Source organism: Variovorax davisae, assembly GCF_030316845.1.
Taxonomy (GTDB): Bacteria; Pseudomonadota; Gammaproteobacteria; order Burkholderiales; family Burkholderiaceae_C; genus Variovorax; species Variovorax davisae.
Window position 1 is genome coordinate 1 of record NZ_JASZYS010000023.1, and the last position, 17630, is coordinate 17630.

The following is a 17630-nucleotide window of genomic DNA, read 5'->3' on the forward strand; positions in this document are numbered from 1 at the left end:
AACTTCGTCAACCTCGAGAGGCTTTTTCTTTCCCGCCGCTCACTTCGAACAACTCGCAACCCGGAAGCTGCTTCGTCACCGTCGTTTTGAGCGGAGCCTTCGATTATGACATAGTTTTTAGAACCAGATCAAGACCGAAGGGCCTTTTTTGTCTTGCCTTCCGGCCCGACGCCCCGGCCTTGCTGCGAAGTTGCCAACGCGTCTTGAGCCGAGCCCACGAGTATATGCCATTTTCGAAGGCCATCCCGCGCTTCGCTCCGATAATCGCTCCCACATGGCACTCATCACACTCCTCGACGCGCAACTCGCGTTCGGCCACGTCCCGCTGCTCGACCATGCGGACTTCTCACTCATCGAAGCGGAGCGCATCGGCCTCATTGGGCGCAACGGCGCCGGCAAGTCCTCGCTGCTCAAGATACTTGCCGGCCTCGAGAAGCCCGACGACGGCACGCTCCAGATACAACAGAACGTGCGCGTGACCTATGTCGCCCAGGAGCCCGTGCTGGACATGGACGCGGACGTCTTCACGGCCGCCAGCGCAGGCCTGGGCGAAGTGATCGCGATCCGCGACCAGTACCTGTCGGGCGCGCCCGGGCTGGACCTGGACGCCCTGCAATCCCAGATCGAGGCCTTCGATGCCTGGAACTGGGAGCAGCGCGTGGAGGAGACGCTGCATCGGCTGCATCTCGACGGCGCCGCCCGCGTCGGCTCGCTCTCGGGCGGCACCCGCAAGCGGGTCGCCCTGGCGCAGGCGCTGGTGGCGGCCCCCGACGTGCTGCTGCTCGACGAGCCCACCAACCACCTGGACCTCGATTCGATCGAGTGGCTGGAGCAACTGCTGATCGACTTCAAGGGCAGCGTGGTCACCATCACCCACGACCGCAGCTTCCTGAACCGGGTCGCCACCCGCATCGTCGAGCTCGACCGCGGCAAGCTGGGCTCCTATCCAGGCAATTTCGAGCAGTACCTCTTGCAGAAGGAAGAGCAGCTCGCCCAGGAAGCCGTGATCAACGCCAAGGCCGACAAGCTGCTGGCGCAAGAGGAGATCTGGATCCGCAAGGGCGTCGAGGCGCGCCGCACGCGCAGCCAGAGCCGCATCAGCCGGCTGCAGGAGCTGCGCGCCAACCGTCAGTCGCGGCGCGAGGTGCAGGGCAGCGTGAACATGGACGTGGCCTCGGGCCAGGCCAGCGGCAAGATCGTGGCGGAACTGACCGAGGCGTCGAAGTCCTTCGGCGACAAGACCGTGATCCGCGGCTTCACCGGCACCATCCTGCGCGGCGACAAGGTCGGCCTGATCGGCCCCAACGGCGCCGGCAAGACCACGCTGCTGAAGCTGATCCTCGGCGAACTCGAGCCCGATGCCGGCAAGATCCGCCGCGGCGCCAACCTGCAGGTGGCCTACTTCGACCAGATGCGCAATGCGCTGAACCTGGATGCCACGCTGGAGGACTTCATCAGCCCGGGCAGCGAATGGATCGAGATCGGCAACCAGCGCAAGCACGTCAAGAGCTATCTGGCGGACTTCCTGTTCTCGCCGGCGCGCGCCCATTCGCCGGTGCGCTCGCTGAGCGGCGGCGAGCGCAACCGGCTGCTGCTGGCCCGCCTGTTCGCGCGGCCGGCCAACGTGCTCGTGCTCGACGAGCCGACCAACGACCTCGACATCGACACGCTGGAGCTGCTCGAGGACCTGCTGCAGAACTACGACGGCACCGTGTTCCTGGTGAGCCATGACCGGACCTTCCTCGACAACGTGGTGACCAGCACCATCGCCTTTGAGGGCGACGGCCGCTGGCGCGAGTACGAGGGCAGCGTGCAGGACTGGCTGACGCAGTCCAAGCGCGCCCGCGAGATCGCGCAGCAGCGCGCCGCGGCGGCACCACCGCCGGCGGCGGCCGCCGTCCCGGCCACTGCGCCGTCTCCCGCGGCCGCCGCCAAGCCCGCCGCCGCCGCCCGCAAGAAGCTCAGCTACAAGGAACAGCGCGAACTCGAAACCCTGCCGGCCCGGATCGCCGAGCTGGAGGAGGAGCAGAAGCGGATCAGCGAGGTCCTGGCGCTCGACGGCGGCGCGATCTACGCCACCGATGCCTCGCGCGCGGCCGAGCTCGGCGAGCGCCACGCGCGGATCGACGAGGAGCTGATGGCCGCGCTGGAGCGCTGGGAAGCGCTCGGGTCTGCAAGCTAGCGGAGGCTTTGTCCGACGCGGGGCCCAACGGCATCGCTCTATATATAGCGATCTCCTGGCTCCCTGCACGCCGCATGTCCCTTCGAACCGCCCTCCGGCGACCCGCCGCCTGCCTCGCGCTCGTCTTCACCCTGGGCTTCGTGGGTTGCGCGGAACTGCCCAAGAACGTCGACCGGCCGGTCTCGACCGCGCTCGCCGCTCCCGCTTCGACCCCGCTCGGCGACCTGGTGCAGCAGCGGCGGGGCGCCGCCGGCACCCGCCACGAGTCCGGCTTCGTGCTGCTCGACGGGCCGCAGGCCGCCTACGGCAGCCGCCTGGCGCTGGTCGAGGGCGCGCGCAAGACGCTGGACCTGCAGTACTACGCGATCCACGCCGATGCCAGCACGGCCCGGCTGCTGAAGGCGGTGCGCGAAGCCGCCGAGCGCGGCGTGCGGGTGCGGATCCTGCTCGACGACCTGCACAGCACCGGCCGGGACGCGGTCGTGATGCGGATGGCGCTGGTGCCGAACGTCGAGATGCGGATGTTCAATCCGCTGGCGGGCGCCCGCGCCTCGACGCTGGGCCGGCTGTTCGGCTCGATCGACGATGCCGCGCGGATCCAGCAGCGCATGCACAACAAGCTGTTCATCGCCGACAACGTGCTGGCGGTGGCCGGCGGCCGCAACCTCGGCGACGCCTACTTCGGCAAGGACCGCAAGGGCAACTTCATCGATCTCGACGTGCTGGTGGCGGGGCCGCTGGTGCGGGACCTGTCGCGCAGCTTCGACGCCTACTGGAACAACGAGCGTGCCTACCCGGTGCAGTCGCTGGTGACAGCCAAGGAACTGGACCAGATCCGCGAGCAGGCGCGCGCCGACGCCAAGGCCGAGCGCGAACGCCAGGCCGGTGACGCATCGCCGGCGGGGGGTGCACCGGGCGCTCCAGCCTCCGAGGTCCGCACCCAGGTATGGGACGAACAGCCGATGGACCTTCGCAGCGCCGATTTCGTCTGGGCCCCGGCGCTCGTGCTGGCCGACAAGCCCGGCAAGATCCCGCCGGACGGCGCCCAGTCCTCCGATGCCGGCAAGGCGCCCGGACTCACGGTGGCGCAGCCGGGCCGGCGTCCGCCGACCTCCGCCCCGAAAAGCGACAGTTCGCTCGCTGCCGCCGCCGACGCCGCGGCCGATGGCGAGACGGTGGTCGACGGACTGCTGCAGCTGATCAGCCAGGCCCGCAGCGACCTGCTGGTCATCTCGCCCTATTTCGTGCCCGGGGCCGACATGAAGCAGGCCTTCGCCACGGCGCGGTCTCGCGGGGTGCGCATCCGCGTGCTGACCAATTCGCTGGCGTCGAACGATGCGCCCGTGGCCCACGTGGGCTACGCGCGGCACCGCGACGAACTGCTCGCGATGGGCGTGGAGCTCTACGAACTGCGCAGCGAGCAGGCCGGGCTCGGCAGCGCCTTCGGTTCAGGCAGCGGCACGGGCAGCGCGCCGGGCGCGTCGCGCTCGATGCTCCATTCGAAGGTGCTGGTGATCGATGGCCGGCTGCTGGTGGTCGGATCGATGAACCTGGACCTGCGCTCGCAGCACCAGAACACCGAGATCGCGGTGCTGGTGCGCAGCGATGCGCTGTCGCGCGCGGCCGGCCAGAAGATCGAGCAGGCGATGCGCGAAGGCGCCTGGCACGTGGTGCGCAGCGATGGCCGCCTGATCTGGCAGGCGCCCGAAGGCAGTGGCCTCGAAAACGCCACCAGCGAGCCCGACACCAGCGCCGGCCTGCGGGCGCTGGTCAAGCTCTTCGGCCCCCTCGCGCCCGACGCCCTGCTCTGAGTGCGAGCGCCGGTCCGGCCGCTCAGATCTGGTCGCGGATCCTGGCGAACACCTTCCAGAAGGTCGCGTCTTGCGCGGTGGCGAAGTTGATCCGCATCAGCGTGGTCGGCGGCCGCCGGGCATGGAACAGCGAGCCCGGCGCCAGCAGGTAGCCCTCGTCGAGCATGCGCTGGGTCAGCGCGTCGGTGTCGACACCGGTGTCGACCCAGCCGAACAGGCCGGCCGGCTCCGAGGCCAGCGTGCAGCCGGCCGCCAGCGCCAGCTTGACCGTGCGGCCGCGGGCGGCGTCCAGCCTGACGCGCACCCGCTCGGCATGCCGGCGCAGCTGGCCCTGATCGATGCACCAGGCCAGCGCCCGCTCGAACAGCGCGGGCGAGGTCAGGGTGGCGAGCAGCTTGGTCTCGAGCAGGCGGCCGATCAGCACCGGCGAGGCGGCCATGAAGCCGATGCGCCAGTTGGGGGCCAGGATCTTGGCGAAGCCGCCGACGTAGATGGTGCGCTGCAGGCCGTCCATCGCGCAGAGCCGGGTCGCGTGCTCGGGCGCCAGGTGGCTGTAGGTGTCGTCCTCGACGATGTGGAAGTCGTGCCGGTTGGCGAGCTGCAGCACGCGGTGCGCGCTGCCCGGCGTCAGGCTGTAGCCGGTCGGGTTGTGCAGCACGCTCACGCTGACGAACAGCTTCGGCTTGTGGGTGTCGCCGGCGGTGCAGTAGCGCTCCATCACCTCCAGGTCGGGGCCGTCGGCCTTGCGCGGCACCGGCAGGATGCGCATGCCCAGCGCCTCGAGGCGCGCGAACTCGAGCGCCCAGCCCGGCTCCTCGACCATCACCGGATCACCGGGCCGCAGCAGGGTGCGGCTCACGATGTCGAGCGCATGGGTGGCGCCGATGGTGGTCACGATCTGCTCGGGCGCGGCCGGCACGCTGATGGCGGCCAGCCGGGTCGACAGGCTGCGCCGCAGGCTGCCGTCGCCCGCCGGCTCGCCATACTGCAGCGACAGCTCCTGCAGCGCCTTGCCGCTAGTCACGCGGCGCACCGCCGCCGGCATGAAGGTCGATTCGAGCCAGTCGGGCGGAAAGACGCCCATGCCGGGCTGCGGCTTGTCGCTCGGCCGATGGAACATGCCGCGGATGAGCGCGCTGGCGTCGGCCGCCACCAGGGGCGCCGGCGGCTGGGCCGGCGCCGGGCCAGCGGCGCCGGCGGGGTCGAGCGGCGCCCCCGCGGCCGCGCCCGAATCGCGCACGTAGAAGCCGCGCTGGCGACGCGCCTCGACCAGGCCCTGGGCCAGCAACTGATCGTAGGCGGCCACCACGGTGTGCGGGCTCACGCCCTGCTGGCGCGCACACTCCCGCACCGAGGGAAGCCGCGCGCCGGGCGGCAGCAGGCGGTTGCGGATGCGCTCGGAAAACCGGTCGGCGAGCTGCCCGGTCAGCGACTGGGCGGAAGTTCGTGTCAGCATGACGGGTCTTGCTCTGTGTCAATGAACCGACCGATACAGACAGATCTCATGTTTGTTTATCTGTATCGGTACTGTAATGGTCATGAGTTTAAAGTGTGTCCCATGAACTGGCAAGAATTCACTGCGCTGCTGGTGTTGGCCACGGCGATGAGTTTCTCGCCGGGGCCCAACACCACGCTGTCGACCGCGCTGGCTGCCAACGGCGGCCTGCCGCGCGCCATGCGCTTCGTCTGGGCCGTGCCGGTCGGCTGGAGCCTGCTGCTCGCCATGTGTGCGGCCGGCATCGGCGCCCTGGTGGTCGCGGCGCCTTCGCTGCGCTGGGCCATCAAGGCCTTCGGCATCGCCTACCTGCTCTGGCTGGCCTGGAAGCTCAGCGGCAGCCGCACCCTCGGGCAGGCCGACGGCGCGCAGTTGCGGGTCGGCTTCAAGCAGGGGGTGATGCTCCAGTTCCTCAACATCAAGGCCTGGCTGCTGGCGCTGACGCTGGTCGCCAACTTCATCGCCGGCCAGCCCGATGCCCTGCAGCGCTACGCGATCGTGGCCCCGGTGATGCTGGTCTATGCCTTCACCAGCAACTTCCTCTATGCGCTGGCCGGTGCCGTGCTGCGCCATTGGCTGGCCCAGGGACAGCGCCTGCTGTGGTTCAACCGCGCCATGGCGGCCCTGTTGGCGCTCACGGCCTGGTGGATGGCGGGCGCATGAAAAAGATCAAGGACGAAACCCTCGGCATGTGGCTGGGCGTGCTGGGCGTGGTCTTCTTCGCCGTGACGCTGCCGATGACCCGGCTGGCGACCGGGACGCAGGCCGCCCCGCAGCTGTCTCCCTGGTTCGTGACGCTCGGGCGGGCGGCACTGGCCGGCGTGCTGTCGGTGCTGTTCCTGCTCGCCACCCGCTCGCCGCGACCGCAGCGCGTGCACTGGAAGCCGCTGGCCATGGCGGTGCTCGGCAATGCGGTCGGCTACCCGCTGCTGCTGGCCTATGCGCTGCGCGTGGTCAGTGCCAGCCACGCCGCGGTGATCACCGCCCTGCTGCCGCTCGTGACCGCGGCCTGCGCCGCCTGGGTGCTGCACCAGCGCGCGCGCCTGGGCTTCTGGCTCTGCGCCATCGCCGGCAGCGGGCTGGTGGTTGCGTTCTCGCTGCTGCGGGCCCAGTCGCACGGCGGCGGCTTCGGCTTCGAGTGGGCCGACGTGCTGCTGGTGGGCGCGGTCGTCGCGGCATCGCTGGGCTACATCTACGGCGCCCAGGTGACGCCGGCGCTCGGCGCCGAGCGCGTGATCTGCTGGGTCTGCGTGATGGCGCTCCCTGTGACCTTGCCCGGCACCCTGCTGCTGTGGCCCGAACAGCCGGTGGCGCCGTCGGCCTGGGTCGGCTTCGTCTACGTCGGCGTGTTCTCGATGTGGATGGGCTTCTTCGCCTGGTACCGCGGCCTGGCCATGGGCGGCGCCCTGCGTGTCAGCCAGACCCAGTTGCTGCAGCCCTTTCTCTCGATCCTGGCGGCCGTGCCGCTACTCGGCGAGCCGCTCGATGTCGTCACCCTCGCCTTCGCCGCGGCCGTGGTGGCCACCGTGGTCGCAGGCAAGAAGCTGTCCCAGCCGCGCGCCCCGCTGGTCGCCGCCGCGGCCTCCCGTTAGTCTCTCGCACTGCAAAGGAAACCACATGAACTGGAAACTCGCCGCCCGCGCCGAAAAGATGAATCCTTCGGTGCTGCGTGAAATCCTCAAGGTCACCGAACGCCCCGGCATCATCAGCCTGGCCGGCGGCCTGCCCTCGCCCAAGGCCTTCCCGATCAACGCCTTCGCCGAAGCCTGCGCCGAAGTGCTGCACAAGGACGGCCAGGCCGCGCTGCAGTACGGCGCGAGCGAAGGCTACAGCCCGCTGCGCGAAGCCGTGGCCGCGATGCTGCCATGGCCGGTGGACCCGGCCCAGGTGCTGATCACCACCGGCTCGCAGCAGGGCCTGGACCTGGTCGCCAAGGTGCTGCTCGACCCGGGCAGCCGGGTGCTGGTCGAGACGCCGACCTACCTCGGCGCGCTGCAGGCCTTCTCGCCGATGGAGCCGGAGCCGGTCAGCGTCGCCAGCGACAGCGAGGGCGTGGTGGTCGACGACATGGTCGGCAAGGCGCAGGACGCGCGCTTCATCTACCTGCTGCCCAACTTCCAGAACCCGACCGGCCGCACCATGACCGAGGAGCGCCGCGCCGCGGTGTCGGCGGCGGCCGCCAAGGCCGGCCTGCCGATCGTCGAGGACAACCCCTACGGCGAGCTCTGGTTCGACCAGGCGCCGGCACTGCCGCTCACGGCCCGCAACCCGGAAGGCTGCATCTACCTGGGCTCGTTCTCGAAGGTGCTGGCACCCGGCCTGCGCCTGGGCTTCATGGTGGCGCCCAAGGCGATCTTCCCCAAGCTGCTGCAGGCCAAGCAGGCGGCCGACCTGCATTCGCCGAGCTTCAACCAGCGCATGGTCCATGAGGTCATGAAGGACGGCTTCCTGTCGCGCCACGTGCCGACCATCCGCGCGCTCTACAAGCGCCAGTGCGACGCCATGGTGGCGGCGCTGCAGCGCGAGATGAAAGGCCTGTCGGTCGAGTTCGACAAGCCGGCCGGCGGCATGTTCCTGTGGGTGCGCCTGCCCGAGGGCATCGACACGGTCGCCCTGCTGCCCAAGGCGGTGGAGCGCGGCGTGGCCTTCGTGCCGGGGGCGCCCTTCTATGCCGGCCAGGGCGATCCGCGCACCTTGCGCCTGTCCTTCGTGACCGCCAGCGTCGACGAGATCGACACCGCGATCGCGGCCCTGGCCGAGGTCGTGCGCGAACAGCTGGCCCACCATCTGGCGGCCGAGGTGCAGCGGCAGCTGGCCGCCAGCCCCGCCTGATACCGCCCCGCAGCCCGCCGCGATGATCGACGCCGGCAGCTACCTGCTGTTTCTGCTCGCGGTGCTGGCGCTGTTCGTCTCGCCCGGGCCCAACATGGCCTTCGTGCTCTCGCACGGCGTCTCGATGGGGCCGCGCGCCGGCCTCGCGGCCGGACTCGGCATCGCCGCGGCGGACCTCGTGCACACCGTGTCGGCGGCGACCGGCGTCACGGCGCTGGTGGCGGCCTGGCCGCCCGCCTTCGACCTGCTGCGCTACGCCGGCGCGCTCTACCTGCTGTGGCTGGCCTGGCAGGCGCTGCGTGCCGGCAGCGTGCCCCCGAAGGCGCAGACCGACGCCGCCAGCTTCGCGCGCGTGGTGCGCAGCGCCTGGCTCAACAACCTGGTGAATCCGAAGGCGCTGCTGTTCTTCATGGTGTTCCTGCCGCAGTTCGTCGATCCCGCGCGCGGCAGCGTGCCGATGCAGCTGGTGCTGCTGGGCATCACCCTGTCGCTGGCCGGCCTGCTCTTCAACACCGTGCTCGGCGCCTGCAGCGGGCAGGTCGGCCGCTGGCTGCAAAAACGCGGCGCCGCCGGCTTCCAGCGAGGACTGCTGGCTGCGATGATGGCGGGGCTGGCGCTGCGCCTTCTTCTGCTCGAACGCCCATCGAAGGGAATCTGACAATGCTCAACATCTGGGGGCGCATCAGCTCCATCAACGTGCGCAAGGTGGTCTGGTGCGCCCAGGAACTCGGCCTCGACTTCCAGCGCACCGAGGCGGGCGGCCGCTTCGGCGTGGTGCAGACGCCCGAATACCTGCAGCTCAACCCGAACGCCATGGTGCCGACCATCGACGACGGCGAGGGCGCCGACCGGGTCACGCTGTGGGAGTCGAACGTGATCGTGCGCTACCTGTGCGCCAAGCACTCGCCCGGCAAGCTCTACCCGGAGCCGCTGGCCGCCCGCTTCGATGCCGAGCGCTGGATGGACTGGCAGCAGACCACCCTGAACCCGGTCAGCGGCGGCGCCTTCAGGCAATGGATCCGCACGCCGCCCGAGCAGCGGCAGCCCGAGGCGATCGCCTATTCGGTGCATGCCACCGAGCCGCTGTTCGCGCTGCTCGACGCCCATCTCGCCGATCGCCCGTTCATGTGCGGCGACAGCTTCACGATGGCCGACATCCCTGTCGGCTGCGAGGCGCACCGCTGGTTCGGGCTGCCCCAGACCGAATACACGCGGCCCGCCTGGCCCCATGTCGAGCGCTGGTTCGCCGACCTGCGCACCCGCGCCGGCGCCCGCGGCGTGCTCGATCTCGCCCTCGAATGACTCCCATGATCTCCCGCCCCTTCAAGCAGGTCGACGTCTTCACGTCGACGCCTTATTTCGGCAATCCGCTCGCGGTCGTTCTCGACGGCAGCGGCATCGACGACGCCGCGATGCAGCGCTTCGCCGCCTGGACCAACCTGTCGGAGACCACCTTCGTGCTGCCGCCGACCGAGCCGACGGCCGACTACCGGGTACGCATCTTCACGCCGGGCGGCGAACTGCCCTTCGCGGGCCATCCGACGCTCGGCAGCTGCCATGCCTGGCTGCAGGCCGGCGGCAAGCCGAAGGCGGCCGGCCACATCGTGCAGCAAAGCACGGTGGGGCTGGTGCCGATCCGGCGCGAGGGCGAGCGCCTGGCCTTCGCCGCGCCGCCGGTGCGGCGCATCGCGCCGAGCCCGACCCTGCTGGCCAAGGTCGCAGCCGCGCTGGGGCTGAAGGCGCAACAGATCGTCACCGCCCAGCTGCTCGACAACGGGCCCGCCTGGCTGGGGCTGCTGCTGGCCGATGCCGACACCGTGCTCACGCTCAAGCCCGACCACCGCGCGCTGCGCGAGCTGGGCCAGAAGGTCGGTGTCGCGGGCCTGCCGTCGTCGGCCGCCTCGCCGGTGCTGATCGCGCGCTCGAACCGCGAGGCGCGGGCCTTCGCGCGCACCGAAGAAGCTTCGGCCGACATCGAGGTGCGCGCCTTCGCGGCACCGGTCGGCATCGAGGAAGACCCGGTCACGGGCAGCTTCAACGCCAGCCTGGCGCAGTGGCTGATCGCCGACGGCTACCTGCCCGAACGCTATGTCGCGGCGCAAGGCCAGACGCTGGGGCGCGCCGGCCGCGTGCACATCCAGCGCGACGCCGACGGCCAGGTGTGGGTCGGCGGCGACTCGGTGACCTGCGTCGACGGCACCGTGATGCTCTGACGACCACGCCGCGCTGAAACGGCCCGCACCATGCCGACGCGCATCGACCACCTCGTGCTGGCGGCCCGCAGCCTCGACGAGGGGGTGCGCTGGTGCGAAGCGACCTTCGGCGTGGTGCCCGGCCCCGGCGGCATCCATCCGCTGATGGGCACGCACAACCGATTGCTGAAGATCGGATCGGCCGCCTTCCCGCGCGCCTACTTCGAGATCATCGCGATCGATCCGCGGGCCAAGCCGACGCGCGCCGGCGGCGCCCGCCACCGCTGGTTCGACCTCGACGACGGCGCCCTGCAGGCCGCGCTGGCGCGCCACGGCCCGCGGCTGGTGCACTTCGTGGCCGAAGTGCCGGACATCGAGGCGGCCGTGCATCGGCTGGCCGCGCTGCGCATCGACCGTGGCCACGTCATCGAGGCCTCACGCGACACGCCGGCCGGCCGCCTCGCCTGGCGGATCACGGTGCGCGACGACGGCCAGCGGCTTTTCTACGGCGCGCTGCCGACGCTGATCGAATGGGGGCCCGTGCATCCGACCGACAGCATGGGCGACTCCGGCGTCGTGCTGCGGGCGCTGGAGTTGTCGCATCCGCGGGCGGGGGACCTGGGGGCGGCGTTGGGGACGATCGGGTTGTCAGAGGTGGCGCTGACAACGGGGCCACCGGACCTGCGGGCGACTTTCGATACGCCGCGAGGGCCGGTGACGCTGCGCTCCGGCGGGGTCTAGCCGCCCTCTCCCGCCCCTAGCCAGGGCAGCAGGATCGCTGCGTCCGCCCGAATCCGCAGATCCGCCCCCTCCCCGTCGTACCGGCTGTTCACCTGCGCGATCTGGTTGTTGTAGTGGTCGTTCTCGGCGATCAGCACGTCCAGCAGGGTGCGCCGTCCGAGGTGGTACCACTGCTCGTAGAAGATCTTGCGCACGCGGTCGGAGTCCTTGATCAATGGCGTGTACTCCTCGGCCCGGCTCAGCGCGGCGTCGCGCTGTTGGGCCGAGGTCCGCAGCCGGTACTCGAGGTCGCGCGTGGCGGCCATCGCCTTCTCTTCGCCGGCCTGTGCGCGGCCGAAGGCGGCCCGCTCGGCCGCGGCCGCCGAACCGCCCTGGAAGGCGTTCCACTGCACCGACAGCCCGGTCGACCATGGCTGGGTGTTGCCGTAGATGTCCTGCTGCGTGGACTTCGACACCACCCAGTTGAGCTGCGGGTAGCGCGCCGCATGTACCGATTTCGCATACAGGTTCGCCGCCTTGGCCTCGGCGCGCGCCTGGCGCAGTGCGGGATGCTCGGGCGCCGCGAGCAACGCCTCCTGGACGTCAACCACCGGCGTGTGCCATGCCAGCTGCGGCGGCAGCCTGACCTCTTCGCCGACCAGCTTGGCCAGGTTGATCTCGACCTCGCGCATCCTCGCCGCCACCAGGTCGCGGGTCGCCAGGGCCTGCAGGCGGCGCCCGCGCGCCTGAACCAGTTCGCTGTCGCGGCCTCGGTCGCTCTTGACGATCTCGGCCAGCATCTCGACCAGTTCGGTCATGCGGGCGACGTACGCATCGCTGAGCACCATCGCTTGCTGGTTGCGGCGCAGCTCGATCAGCGAATTGACGGTGTCGTAGGCCACCTGCTGGCGCACCTGCAGCATCTGTTCGCGCGCCGCGCTGGCGGTCTCGGTGCGGCTCTCGACGGTGCGGCTGATGCGCCCCCAGTCGTACACCGGCGTCGTCAGCTGCACGTTGCCGTAGGCGTCGCGGGAGGTGTCGTTGGTGCCGCTGCCGAAGGTCGCCGAAGGCGACGCCACCCCGACCTGCAGCTGCGGCCAGCGCTGGCCCTTGGCCTCGTCGATGTCGAAGCGGGAGGCCTCCCACTTGGCGGTGGCCTCGCGCACGTCGGGGCTGGCCGCCAGGGCCTTGGCGACCATGCGCTCGAGGAACTCGTGCGCCCGATCGTCGCCCGGCGCCGGGCTGCCGGCGGCGATGGGCGCAGGGGCCGGGGCGGCGGCCGTGGCCGGCATGTCTTGTGCAGCGCCGACCGGGGCGGGTGCGCCGTCGGTCCACAGTTTCTCGGGTGCCGGCGGGGTCGGTTCCGCCTTCGCCAAGGGCGGCGGCGGAGGGGTCGCCGGTGCAGCTGCTGACGCGCTGTCAGGCGGCGGCGCAGGCGTTGGCGCCACGGGTGCCACCGGCGCGGCCCGGATCACCGGCGCTGGCACCACCGGCTTGGCAACGGCCGCCGGGCCGTCATCGGCAAAGCGGCCCCACTCGAGCACCCGCGGCGGCTCCGGGTTGGCGTCCTGGGCCATGGCCTGTGCGCCCAGCGACAAGGGCAGCAACACCATGGCGCGCGCCAGTCGGTGCCCCACGGTCGGCGCGCCCGGCGAGCGCTTCCTGAGTTCGGAATTCCTCACGCTCAACGCTCCCGGAAGGCTTCACGCGCCTTCAGCACCGGCTTCAGCAGGTAGCTCAGGATCGTCTTCTCGCCCGTGCGGATTTCCGCCGTGGCCGTCATCCCCGGGATGATCGGGAACTCCTTGCCGCCGGCAGACAACGCTGCGCGGTCGGTGCGCACCAGCAGCCGGTAGTAGGTTGCGTCGGCCCGGCCCGCGCGGGCCTTCTCGTCGTCCTTCAGCGTGTCCGGGCTCAGGTGCTCGACCGTGCCCTTGAGGCCACCGTAGATCGCGTAGTCGTAGGCCGAGATCTTCACGGTCGCCGGCAGCCCCGGGCGCACGAAGGCCACGTCCGAGGGCTTGATCTTGGCTTCGACCAACAACTGGTCCTCCAGCGGCACGATCTCCATGATGTCCGCGCCTTGCTGGATCACGCCGCCGATGGTGGTCACGCGGATGTTCTTCACCGTGCCTCGAACCGGGGCCCTGACCGTGGTGCGGTTCATCACGTCCTCGCGGGCACCGACGTTCTCCTTCGACTGCGCGAGCTCGCCCTCGTAGCGCGTCAGCTCCGCGTTGGCGTCGGCCCTGAACTTGTTCTGGCGCTCGGCGATCTGCAGGCGGAAGTCGTTGGCCTGGCGCTTCATGCGCAGGATTTCCACTTCCGACATCAGCCCACGGGCGGACAGCGGCTCGGACAGCGAGATTTCCTTTTCGGCCAATTGCAGGCTGCGCTGCAAGGCCTGGACGCTCTCGTTCAAGGTCTGGCGCCGGGCGTTGAAGGCCTGGGTCTCGTCACGCACGATCGAGGGCACCGCCTTCACGTCGGCCGGGAAGTCCAGCGGCGTCTGGTAGGCCTCGGCGCGCAGCCGGGCGATCGAGGCCTTGAGGGCCAGCACCTTCGACAGCCCCTCGCGGTAGGACGCGCCGGCGCGGGTCGGATCGATCTCGAGCAGGACCTGGCCCTTCTCGACGATGTCGCCTTCCGCGACGTTCATGGTTTCCAGGATGCCGCCCTCCAGGCTCTGGATGATCTGCTCGCGGCTGGCCGGGATCACCCGGCCTTCGCCGTGCGTGATCTCTTCGACGCGCGCGAGATGCGCCCAGACCACGGTCACCACGAGGATGGTCGCGATCAGGTACAGCACCAGCAGGCTGCCGGGCGTCTTCTGGACCAGCATCGCTTCGCGCAGGTCCTGCACGAAGGCGAGGTCCTCGGCGCGGGCCCGGCCGCTGGGGCCGCGGGCCGCCGGGGTGGCCGGCGGCGTGGGGGTCGCGAGGGCGACCGTGTTGGCTTCGTTCATGCCTGGCTTCCTTGTGCTCGGCCGTTGTTGGCCGCGCTGTTGTTGGCAGCGTTCCCGCTGGTGCGCAGGCGTTCCAGCACCACCGCCTTCGGCCCGTCCAGGAAGACCTTGCCATCGGCATCCATGACGACGATGCGGTCGACCAGGTCGAGCACCGACAGCCGGTGCGTGGCCACGACCACGGTCTGGCCCTGGGTGGCCGCCGCCATGCGGCGCAGGAAGTAGTGCTCGGTCTGCAGGTCCATCGAGCTGGTGGGCTCGTCCATCAGCAGGATGCGCGGGCGCAGCAGCAGGCAGCGGGCCAGCGCCACCAGCTGGCGCTGGCCGCCCGACAGGCCCTGTCCGCCTTCGCCGATGGGCATGTCGTAGCCGCGCGGATGGCGTGCCGCGATGGCGTCGAGGCCGGTCAGGCGCGCCACCTGCAGGAAGTCCGCCGTGCTCGCGCCCGGATCGCCGATGGTCACGTTGTCGCGAAGGGTGCCGTGGAACAGGCGCGGCTCCTGGCTCAGCATGCCCACCGCCGCGCGCACGTCGGCCGGGTCGATCTGGCCGACGTCGACACCGTCCATCAGCACCTGGCCGCCGGTGGGCTGGTAGAGGGCCGCCATGATGCGCAGCAGGGTCGACTTGCCGCTGCCGATGTTGCCGAGCACGCCGACGCGCTCGCCCGGCCGGATATCGAGGCTGACGCCCTGCAGCACCGGCGGCGACGGCTGCATCGGCGGCGCCGGGTAGGCGAAGTTGATGCGCTTGAGCGTGATCTAGCCCGCGAAGTCGGGCTTGGCGAGGTAGCGGCGGTCGGGCGCCCGGTCGGAGGGCCGGGCCATCACCTGGTTGAGCGAGGTCAGCGCCGTCTTGGCCTGCTGGAAGCGCACCGCCAGGCCGACCACCGCGGCCAGCGGCGCGGTCGAGCGCCCGGCCAGGATGACGGTGCCGAACAGCGCGCCCATGCTCAGCGTGCCTTCGTGGATCAGGTAGACGCCCCAGGTCACGAGGATCACGGTCTGGATCTGCTGGATGAAGGTCACCGTGTTCACCGCCAGGCTGGACAGCGCGCGCGACTTCATCGAGCTGGTGGCGGCCAAGGCGCTGAAGTTTTCCCACTTCTGCTGCATGACGCCCTCGCCGCGCACGGCCTTGAGCGACTCCATGCCCTCGATCGACTCGATCAGCAGGCCCTGCTTCAGCGAGCCCTCGCGCAGGTTCTCCTGCATCACGCGGGCCAGGGGCCACTGGATGGCCACGCTGAGCAGGATGATGACCGGGATCGAGGCCAGCGGCACCAGGGCCAGGGGCCCGCCGATCAGCGCGATGATGCCCACGAACAGCAGGCAGAACGGCAGGTCGGACAAGGTCGAGATGGTGGCCGAGGTCACGAAGTCGCGCACCGACTCGAACTCGCGCAACTGGTTGGCCGACGAGCCCGAGGAGGCCGGCTTGTGCTCCATGCGCGTGGCCAGCAGCTTGCGAAACAACATGGAGCCCAGGATCAGGTCGGCCTTCTTGCCGGCCACGTCGACCAGGTGCGAGCGCACGTGGCGCGCGCTGAACTCGAACACGATCGCGCACAGCACGCCGATGGCGAGCGACCAGAGCGTGACGTAGGCCGGGTTGGGCACCACGCGGTCGTACACGTTCATCGTGAAGAAGGTGCTGGCCAAGGTCAGGATGTTGATCAGCAGGGCCGCCAGCGCGGCGCTGTAGTAGTAGCGCCGGTAGCGCCACAAGGTCGAGAACAGCCAATGCCCCGGCGCCGTCTCGGCCTCCGGTCCGGCGCGGTCGTCCAGCCGCGGCTGCGGCTTGGCCAGCAGCGCGTGGCCGCCGTAGAACTCGTTGACGTCGTTTTCGTTCACGGTGACGCTGACACCCCCCGCTTCCGGGAACAGGATGTCGTAGGTGGCGGCCTTGCCGCTGCCGTGGCGCGCGGTCAGCACGCAGGCCTTGCCGTCCTTGCGCAACGCCACCACCGGGAACAGGTAGGAGAGCAGGCTGCCCACATCGCGCTCCACCCAGCCGGCGTCGATGCCGGCCTGCTCGAGCATGCGCACCGCCACCGTTGGCGTCAGTCGCGCCTCGCGCGGCAGGCCCGATTGCAGCGCCGCCTCGCTGAGGCTCTGGCCATAGTGCGCGCACAGCCAATGCACCGCCCCCAGCAGCGTGTCCTGCTCTTCATCCACCTCGATCGCAGGCTGCGCTTGCGCGATCGCCTCGTCCTGCGCCATCACTGCCGCCATAAATATGTCCTTGTTGAAAGCATGCGGGGGCAGCGATGTGCCGTGTCCCCGTATCCGGTGTCTTGCCGGCGAGCGCTGTCGCGACGCTCGGAAACCAAAAGGGCGTTGACCGTGTCCGCGGAGGACACCGACGTCAACGCCATGCCGCGCGATCGCTCGACCGCGCGGATGCTGCAAAGCGCTCGGCCTGCGGCTACTTCACCCCTTCTCCGAGAATCTCCACGCGGCGATTGGGCGCATTGCAGGCCACGCTCGCCTGCTTCGATCCCGAGCTCGGGCAAGACACCACCGGCTCCGAGCTGCCAAGGCCCTCGAAGCTCAGGCGCTCTCCCGCGATGCCTTCCTCGGTCAGCACGCGGGCCACCGTACGGGCACGTTGCTCGGACAGCAGCTTGTTGAACCGCACCGAGCCGATCGGGTCGGCATGGCCGCGCACGCTGATGCGGGTCACGGTGCTCGGCGAGTGCTGACGGATCTCGTCGGCGACCTTGCGCAACTCCTCACGGCCGCGCGGCGTGATCGAGGCATGGTCGCTCTTCGCGAACACGAACAGCACGTCGGCATTGAGCGTGTAGCGGATCTTCTCGGGTGCCGCCACCTGGGCCACCTCGCGGCAGGGCACCACGGTGCTGGCGCGAGGAACGAAGTGCACCTGCTCCAGGGCGCCTTCGAGCTGCTTCTCGGCGGCGGGGCGGAGCACCGGCAGCGGATCGCCGCTGCGGTTCTCTGACACGCCGACGAAGTAGGTCTTTCCGCCTTCGAGCGCGACGCGCGTGCGCGGAGCGAGCTTGCCTTCGAACTTCGGCGCGTCGCCGATGTAGGCCTCGATCGCATGGCTGCCGTTGGGCACGCAGAAGCGGGTGAACGAATGCGGCTGGAGCGCGGTGTGGAACTCACCGTCGACATACACGTGCGCGGCCTCGCCATCGACGGCGCCCGCCGCGGCGGGCGCGCTCCTGAAGTAGACGATCTGCGCCTGGTCGTCGGCCACCCCGGGCACGGGACGGTAGGCCGGCCCTTGCGCTGCGGCCTGCGGGGCGGGGCGCGCCTCGTTGCGGACGGCGCCCTGCTGGGCCACAGCCGCAGGCGCGGCGGTCGCGAGGCACAGGGCCGACAGCGCGCACGCCAGGAAGCCGCTGCCGGCTTGCAAGCGCCGGGCGGGGGCCAGGGAAGAAGAGGTTTTTGTTTGCATGAGACTC

General features: G+C 70.3%; 15 protein-coding genes. 9 read left to right on the plus strand and 6 right to left on the minus strand.

Going from position 1 to position 17630, the window contains the following annotated elements:
- Nucleotides 1–274: 274 nt before the first annotated feature.
- Nucleotides 275–2182, plus strand: coding sequence for an ATP-binding cassette domain-containing protein (locus QTI33_RS33320; RefSeq protein WP_286510875.1), 1908 nt, complete (start codon nt 275–277; stop codon nt 2180–2182).
- A 74-nt stretch (nt 2183–2256) separates the two neighbouring features.
- Complete coding sequence (locus QTI33_RS33325) at nt 2257–3993, plus strand: phospholipase D family protein (RefSeq protein WP_286510876.1); 1737 nt, start codon at nt 2257–2259, stop codon at nt 3991–3993.
- 22 nt (nt 3994–4015) lie between these two features.
- On the opposite strand, the gene QTI33_RS33330 is transcribed toward QTI33_RS33325, so the two are convergent.
- Complete coding sequence (locus QTI33_RS33330; RefSeq protein ID WP_286510877.1) at nt 4016–5449, minus strand: aminotransferase-like domain-containing protein; 1434 nt, start codon at nt 5447–5449, stop codon at nt 4016–4018.
- 102 nt (nt 5450–5551) lie between these two features.
- Between QTI33_RS33330 and QTI33_RS33335 the strand changes: the two genes are divergently transcribed.
- Genes QTI33_RS33335 through QTI33_RS33365 form a run of 7 tightly spaced genes read left to right on the plus strand, consistent with a single transcriptional unit; the run spans nt 5552 to nt 11253 of the window.
- Entirely contained in the window at nt 5552–6151 is a 600-nt protein-coding gene (locus QTI33_RS33335) for a LysE family translocator (RefSeq protein ID WP_286510878.1), read from the plus strand.
- Nucleotides 6148–7080 (plus strand): DMT family transporter, encoded by a 933-nt coding sequence (locus QTI33_RS33340; RefSeq protein ID WP_286510879.1) that lies wholly within the window; start codon nt 6148–6150, stop codon nt 7078–7080. Before QTI33_RS33335 ends, QTI33_RS33340 begins: the two co-directional genes overlap by 4 nt.
- Before the next feature lie 25 nt (nt 7081–7105).
- Complete coding sequence (locus tag QTI33_RS33345) at nt 7106–8320, plus strand: aminotransferase-like domain-containing protein (RefSeq protein ID WP_286510880.1); 1215 nt, start codon at nt 7106–7108, stop codon at nt 8318–8320.
- A gap of 22 nt (nt 8321–8342) precedes the next feature.
- Nucleotides 8343–8978 carry a LysE family translocator gene (locus QTI33_RS33350; protein ID WP_286510881.1) on the plus strand — a complete coding sequence of 212 codons (636 nt, stop codon included), beginning with the start codon at nt 8343–8345 and terminating at the stop codon, nt 8976–8978.
- A 2-nt stretch (nt 8979–8980) separates the two neighbouring features.
- On the plus strand, nt 8981–9622 hold the full coding sequence (locus QTI33_RS33355) for a glutathione S-transferase family protein (protein WP_286510882.1): 642 nt from the start codon (nt 8981–8983) through the stop codon (nt 9620–9622).
- A 5-nt stretch (nt 9623–9627) separates the two neighbouring features.
- Complete coding sequence (locus QTI33_RS33360) at nt 9628–10533, plus strand: PhzF family phenazine biosynthesis protein (RefSeq protein ID WP_286510883.1); 906 nt, start codon at nt 9628–9630, stop codon at nt 10531–10533.
- Nucleotides 10534–10563: 30 nt separating this feature from the next.
- On the plus strand, nt 10564–11253 hold the full coding sequence (locus QTI33_RS33365) for a VOC family protein (protein WP_286510884.1): 690 nt from the start codon (nt 10564–10566) through the stop codon (nt 11251–11253).
- Here QTI33_RS33365 and QTI33_RS33370 read toward each other — a convergent pair.
- The 5 genes from QTI33_RS33370 to QTI33_RS33390 form a co-directional block, all read right to left on the minus strand.
- A complete protein-coding gene (locus QTI33_RS33370; protein WP_286510886.1) occupies nt 11250–12914 on the minus strand; it encodes a TolC family protein in 1665 nt (554 codons plus the stop codon). The two genes, QTI33_RS33365 and QTI33_RS33370, sit on opposite strands and share 4 nt — an antisense overlap.
- A gap of 2 nt (nt 12915–12916) precedes the next feature.
- Nucleotides 12917–14197: an HlyD family type I secretion periplasmic adaptor subunit gene (locus tag QTI33_RS33375; protein ID WP_286510888.1), complete on the minus strand. Its 1281-nt coding sequence runs from the start codon at nt 14195–14197 to the stop codon at nt 12917–12919.
- Nucleotides 14194–14916, minus strand: coding sequence for an ATP-binding cassette domain-containing protein (locus QTI33_RS33380; protein WP_286510891.1), 723 nt, complete (start codon nt 14914–14916; stop codon nt 14194–14196). The genes QTI33_RS33375 and QTI33_RS33380 overlap by 4 nt, the downstream gene beginning before the upstream one ends.
- 42 nt (nt 14917–14958) lie before the next feature.
- On the minus strand, nt 14959–16431 hold the full coding sequence (locus tag QTI33_RS33385; protein ID WP_286510892.1) for an ABC transporter transmembrane domain-containing protein: 1473 nt from the start codon (nt 16429–16431) through the stop codon (nt 14959–14961).
- A gap of 193 nt (nt 16432–16624) precedes the next feature.
- Complete coding sequence (locus QTI33_RS33390) at nt 16625–17623, minus strand: OmpA family protein (RefSeq protein WP_286510893.1); 999 nt, start codon at nt 17621–17623, stop codon at nt 16625–16627.
- Nucleotides 17624–17630: the final 7 nt, after the last annotated feature.

Bases quoted from the DNA above. Each gene is read 5' to 3' on its own strand.
- QTI33_RS33345 (WP_286510880.1), top strand. From the start codon at position 7,106: ATGAACTGGAAACTCGCCGCCCGCGCCGAAAAGATGAATCCTTCGGTG.
- QTI33_RS33365 (WP_286510884.1), top strand. From the start codon at position 10,564: ATGCCGACGCGCATCGACCACCTCGTGCTGGCGGCCCGCAGCCTCGAC.
- QTI33_RS33335 (WP_286510878.1), top strand. From the start codon at position 5,552: ATGAACTGGCAAGAATTCACTGCGCTGCTGGTGTTGGCCACGGCGATG.
- QTI33_RS33340 (WP_286510879.1), top strand. From the start codon at position 6,148: ATGAAAAAGATCAAGGACGAAACCCTCGGCATGTGGCTGGGCGTGCTG.
- QTI33_RS33390 (WP_286510893.1), bottom strand. From the start codon at position 17,623: ATGCAAACAAAAACCTCTTCTTCCCTGGCCCCCGCCCGGCGCTTGCAA.
- QTI33_RS33375 (WP_286510888.1), bottom strand. From the start codon at position 14,197: ATGAACGAAGCCAACACGGTCGCCCTCGCGACCCCCACGCCGCCGGCC.
- QTI33_RS33320 (WP_286510875.1), top strand. From the start codon at position 275: ATGGCACTCATCACACTCCTCGACGCGCAACTCGCGTTCGGCCACGTC.
- QTI33_RS33330 (WP_286510877.1), bottom strand. From the start codon at position 5,449: ATGCTGACACGAACTTCCGCCCAGTCGCTGACCGGGCAGCTCGCCGAC.
- QTI33_RS33325 (WP_286510876.1), top strand. From the start codon at position 2,257: ATGTCCCTTCGAACCGCCCTCCGGCGACCCGCCGCCTGCCTCGCGCTC.
- QTI33_RS33380 (WP_286510891.1), bottom strand. From the start codon at position 14,916: ATGCAGCCGTCGCCGCCGGTGCTGCAGGGCGTCAGCCTCGATATCCGG.
- QTI33_RS33385 (WP_286510892.1), bottom strand. From the start codon at position 16,431: ATGGCGGCAGTGATGGCGCAGGACGAGGCGATCGCGCAAGCGCAGCCT.
- QTI33_RS33350 (WP_286510881.1), top strand. From the start codon at position 8,343: ATGATCGACGCCGGCAGCTACCTGCTGTTTCTGCTCGCGGTGCTGGCG.
- QTI33_RS33355 (WP_286510882.1), top strand. From the start codon at position 8,981: ATGCTCAACATCTGGGGGCGCATCAGCTCCATCAACGTGCGCAAGGTG.
- QTI33_RS33360 (WP_286510883.1), top strand. From the start codon at position 9,628: ATGATCTCCCGCCCCTTCAAGCAGGTCGACGTCTTCACGTCGACGCCT.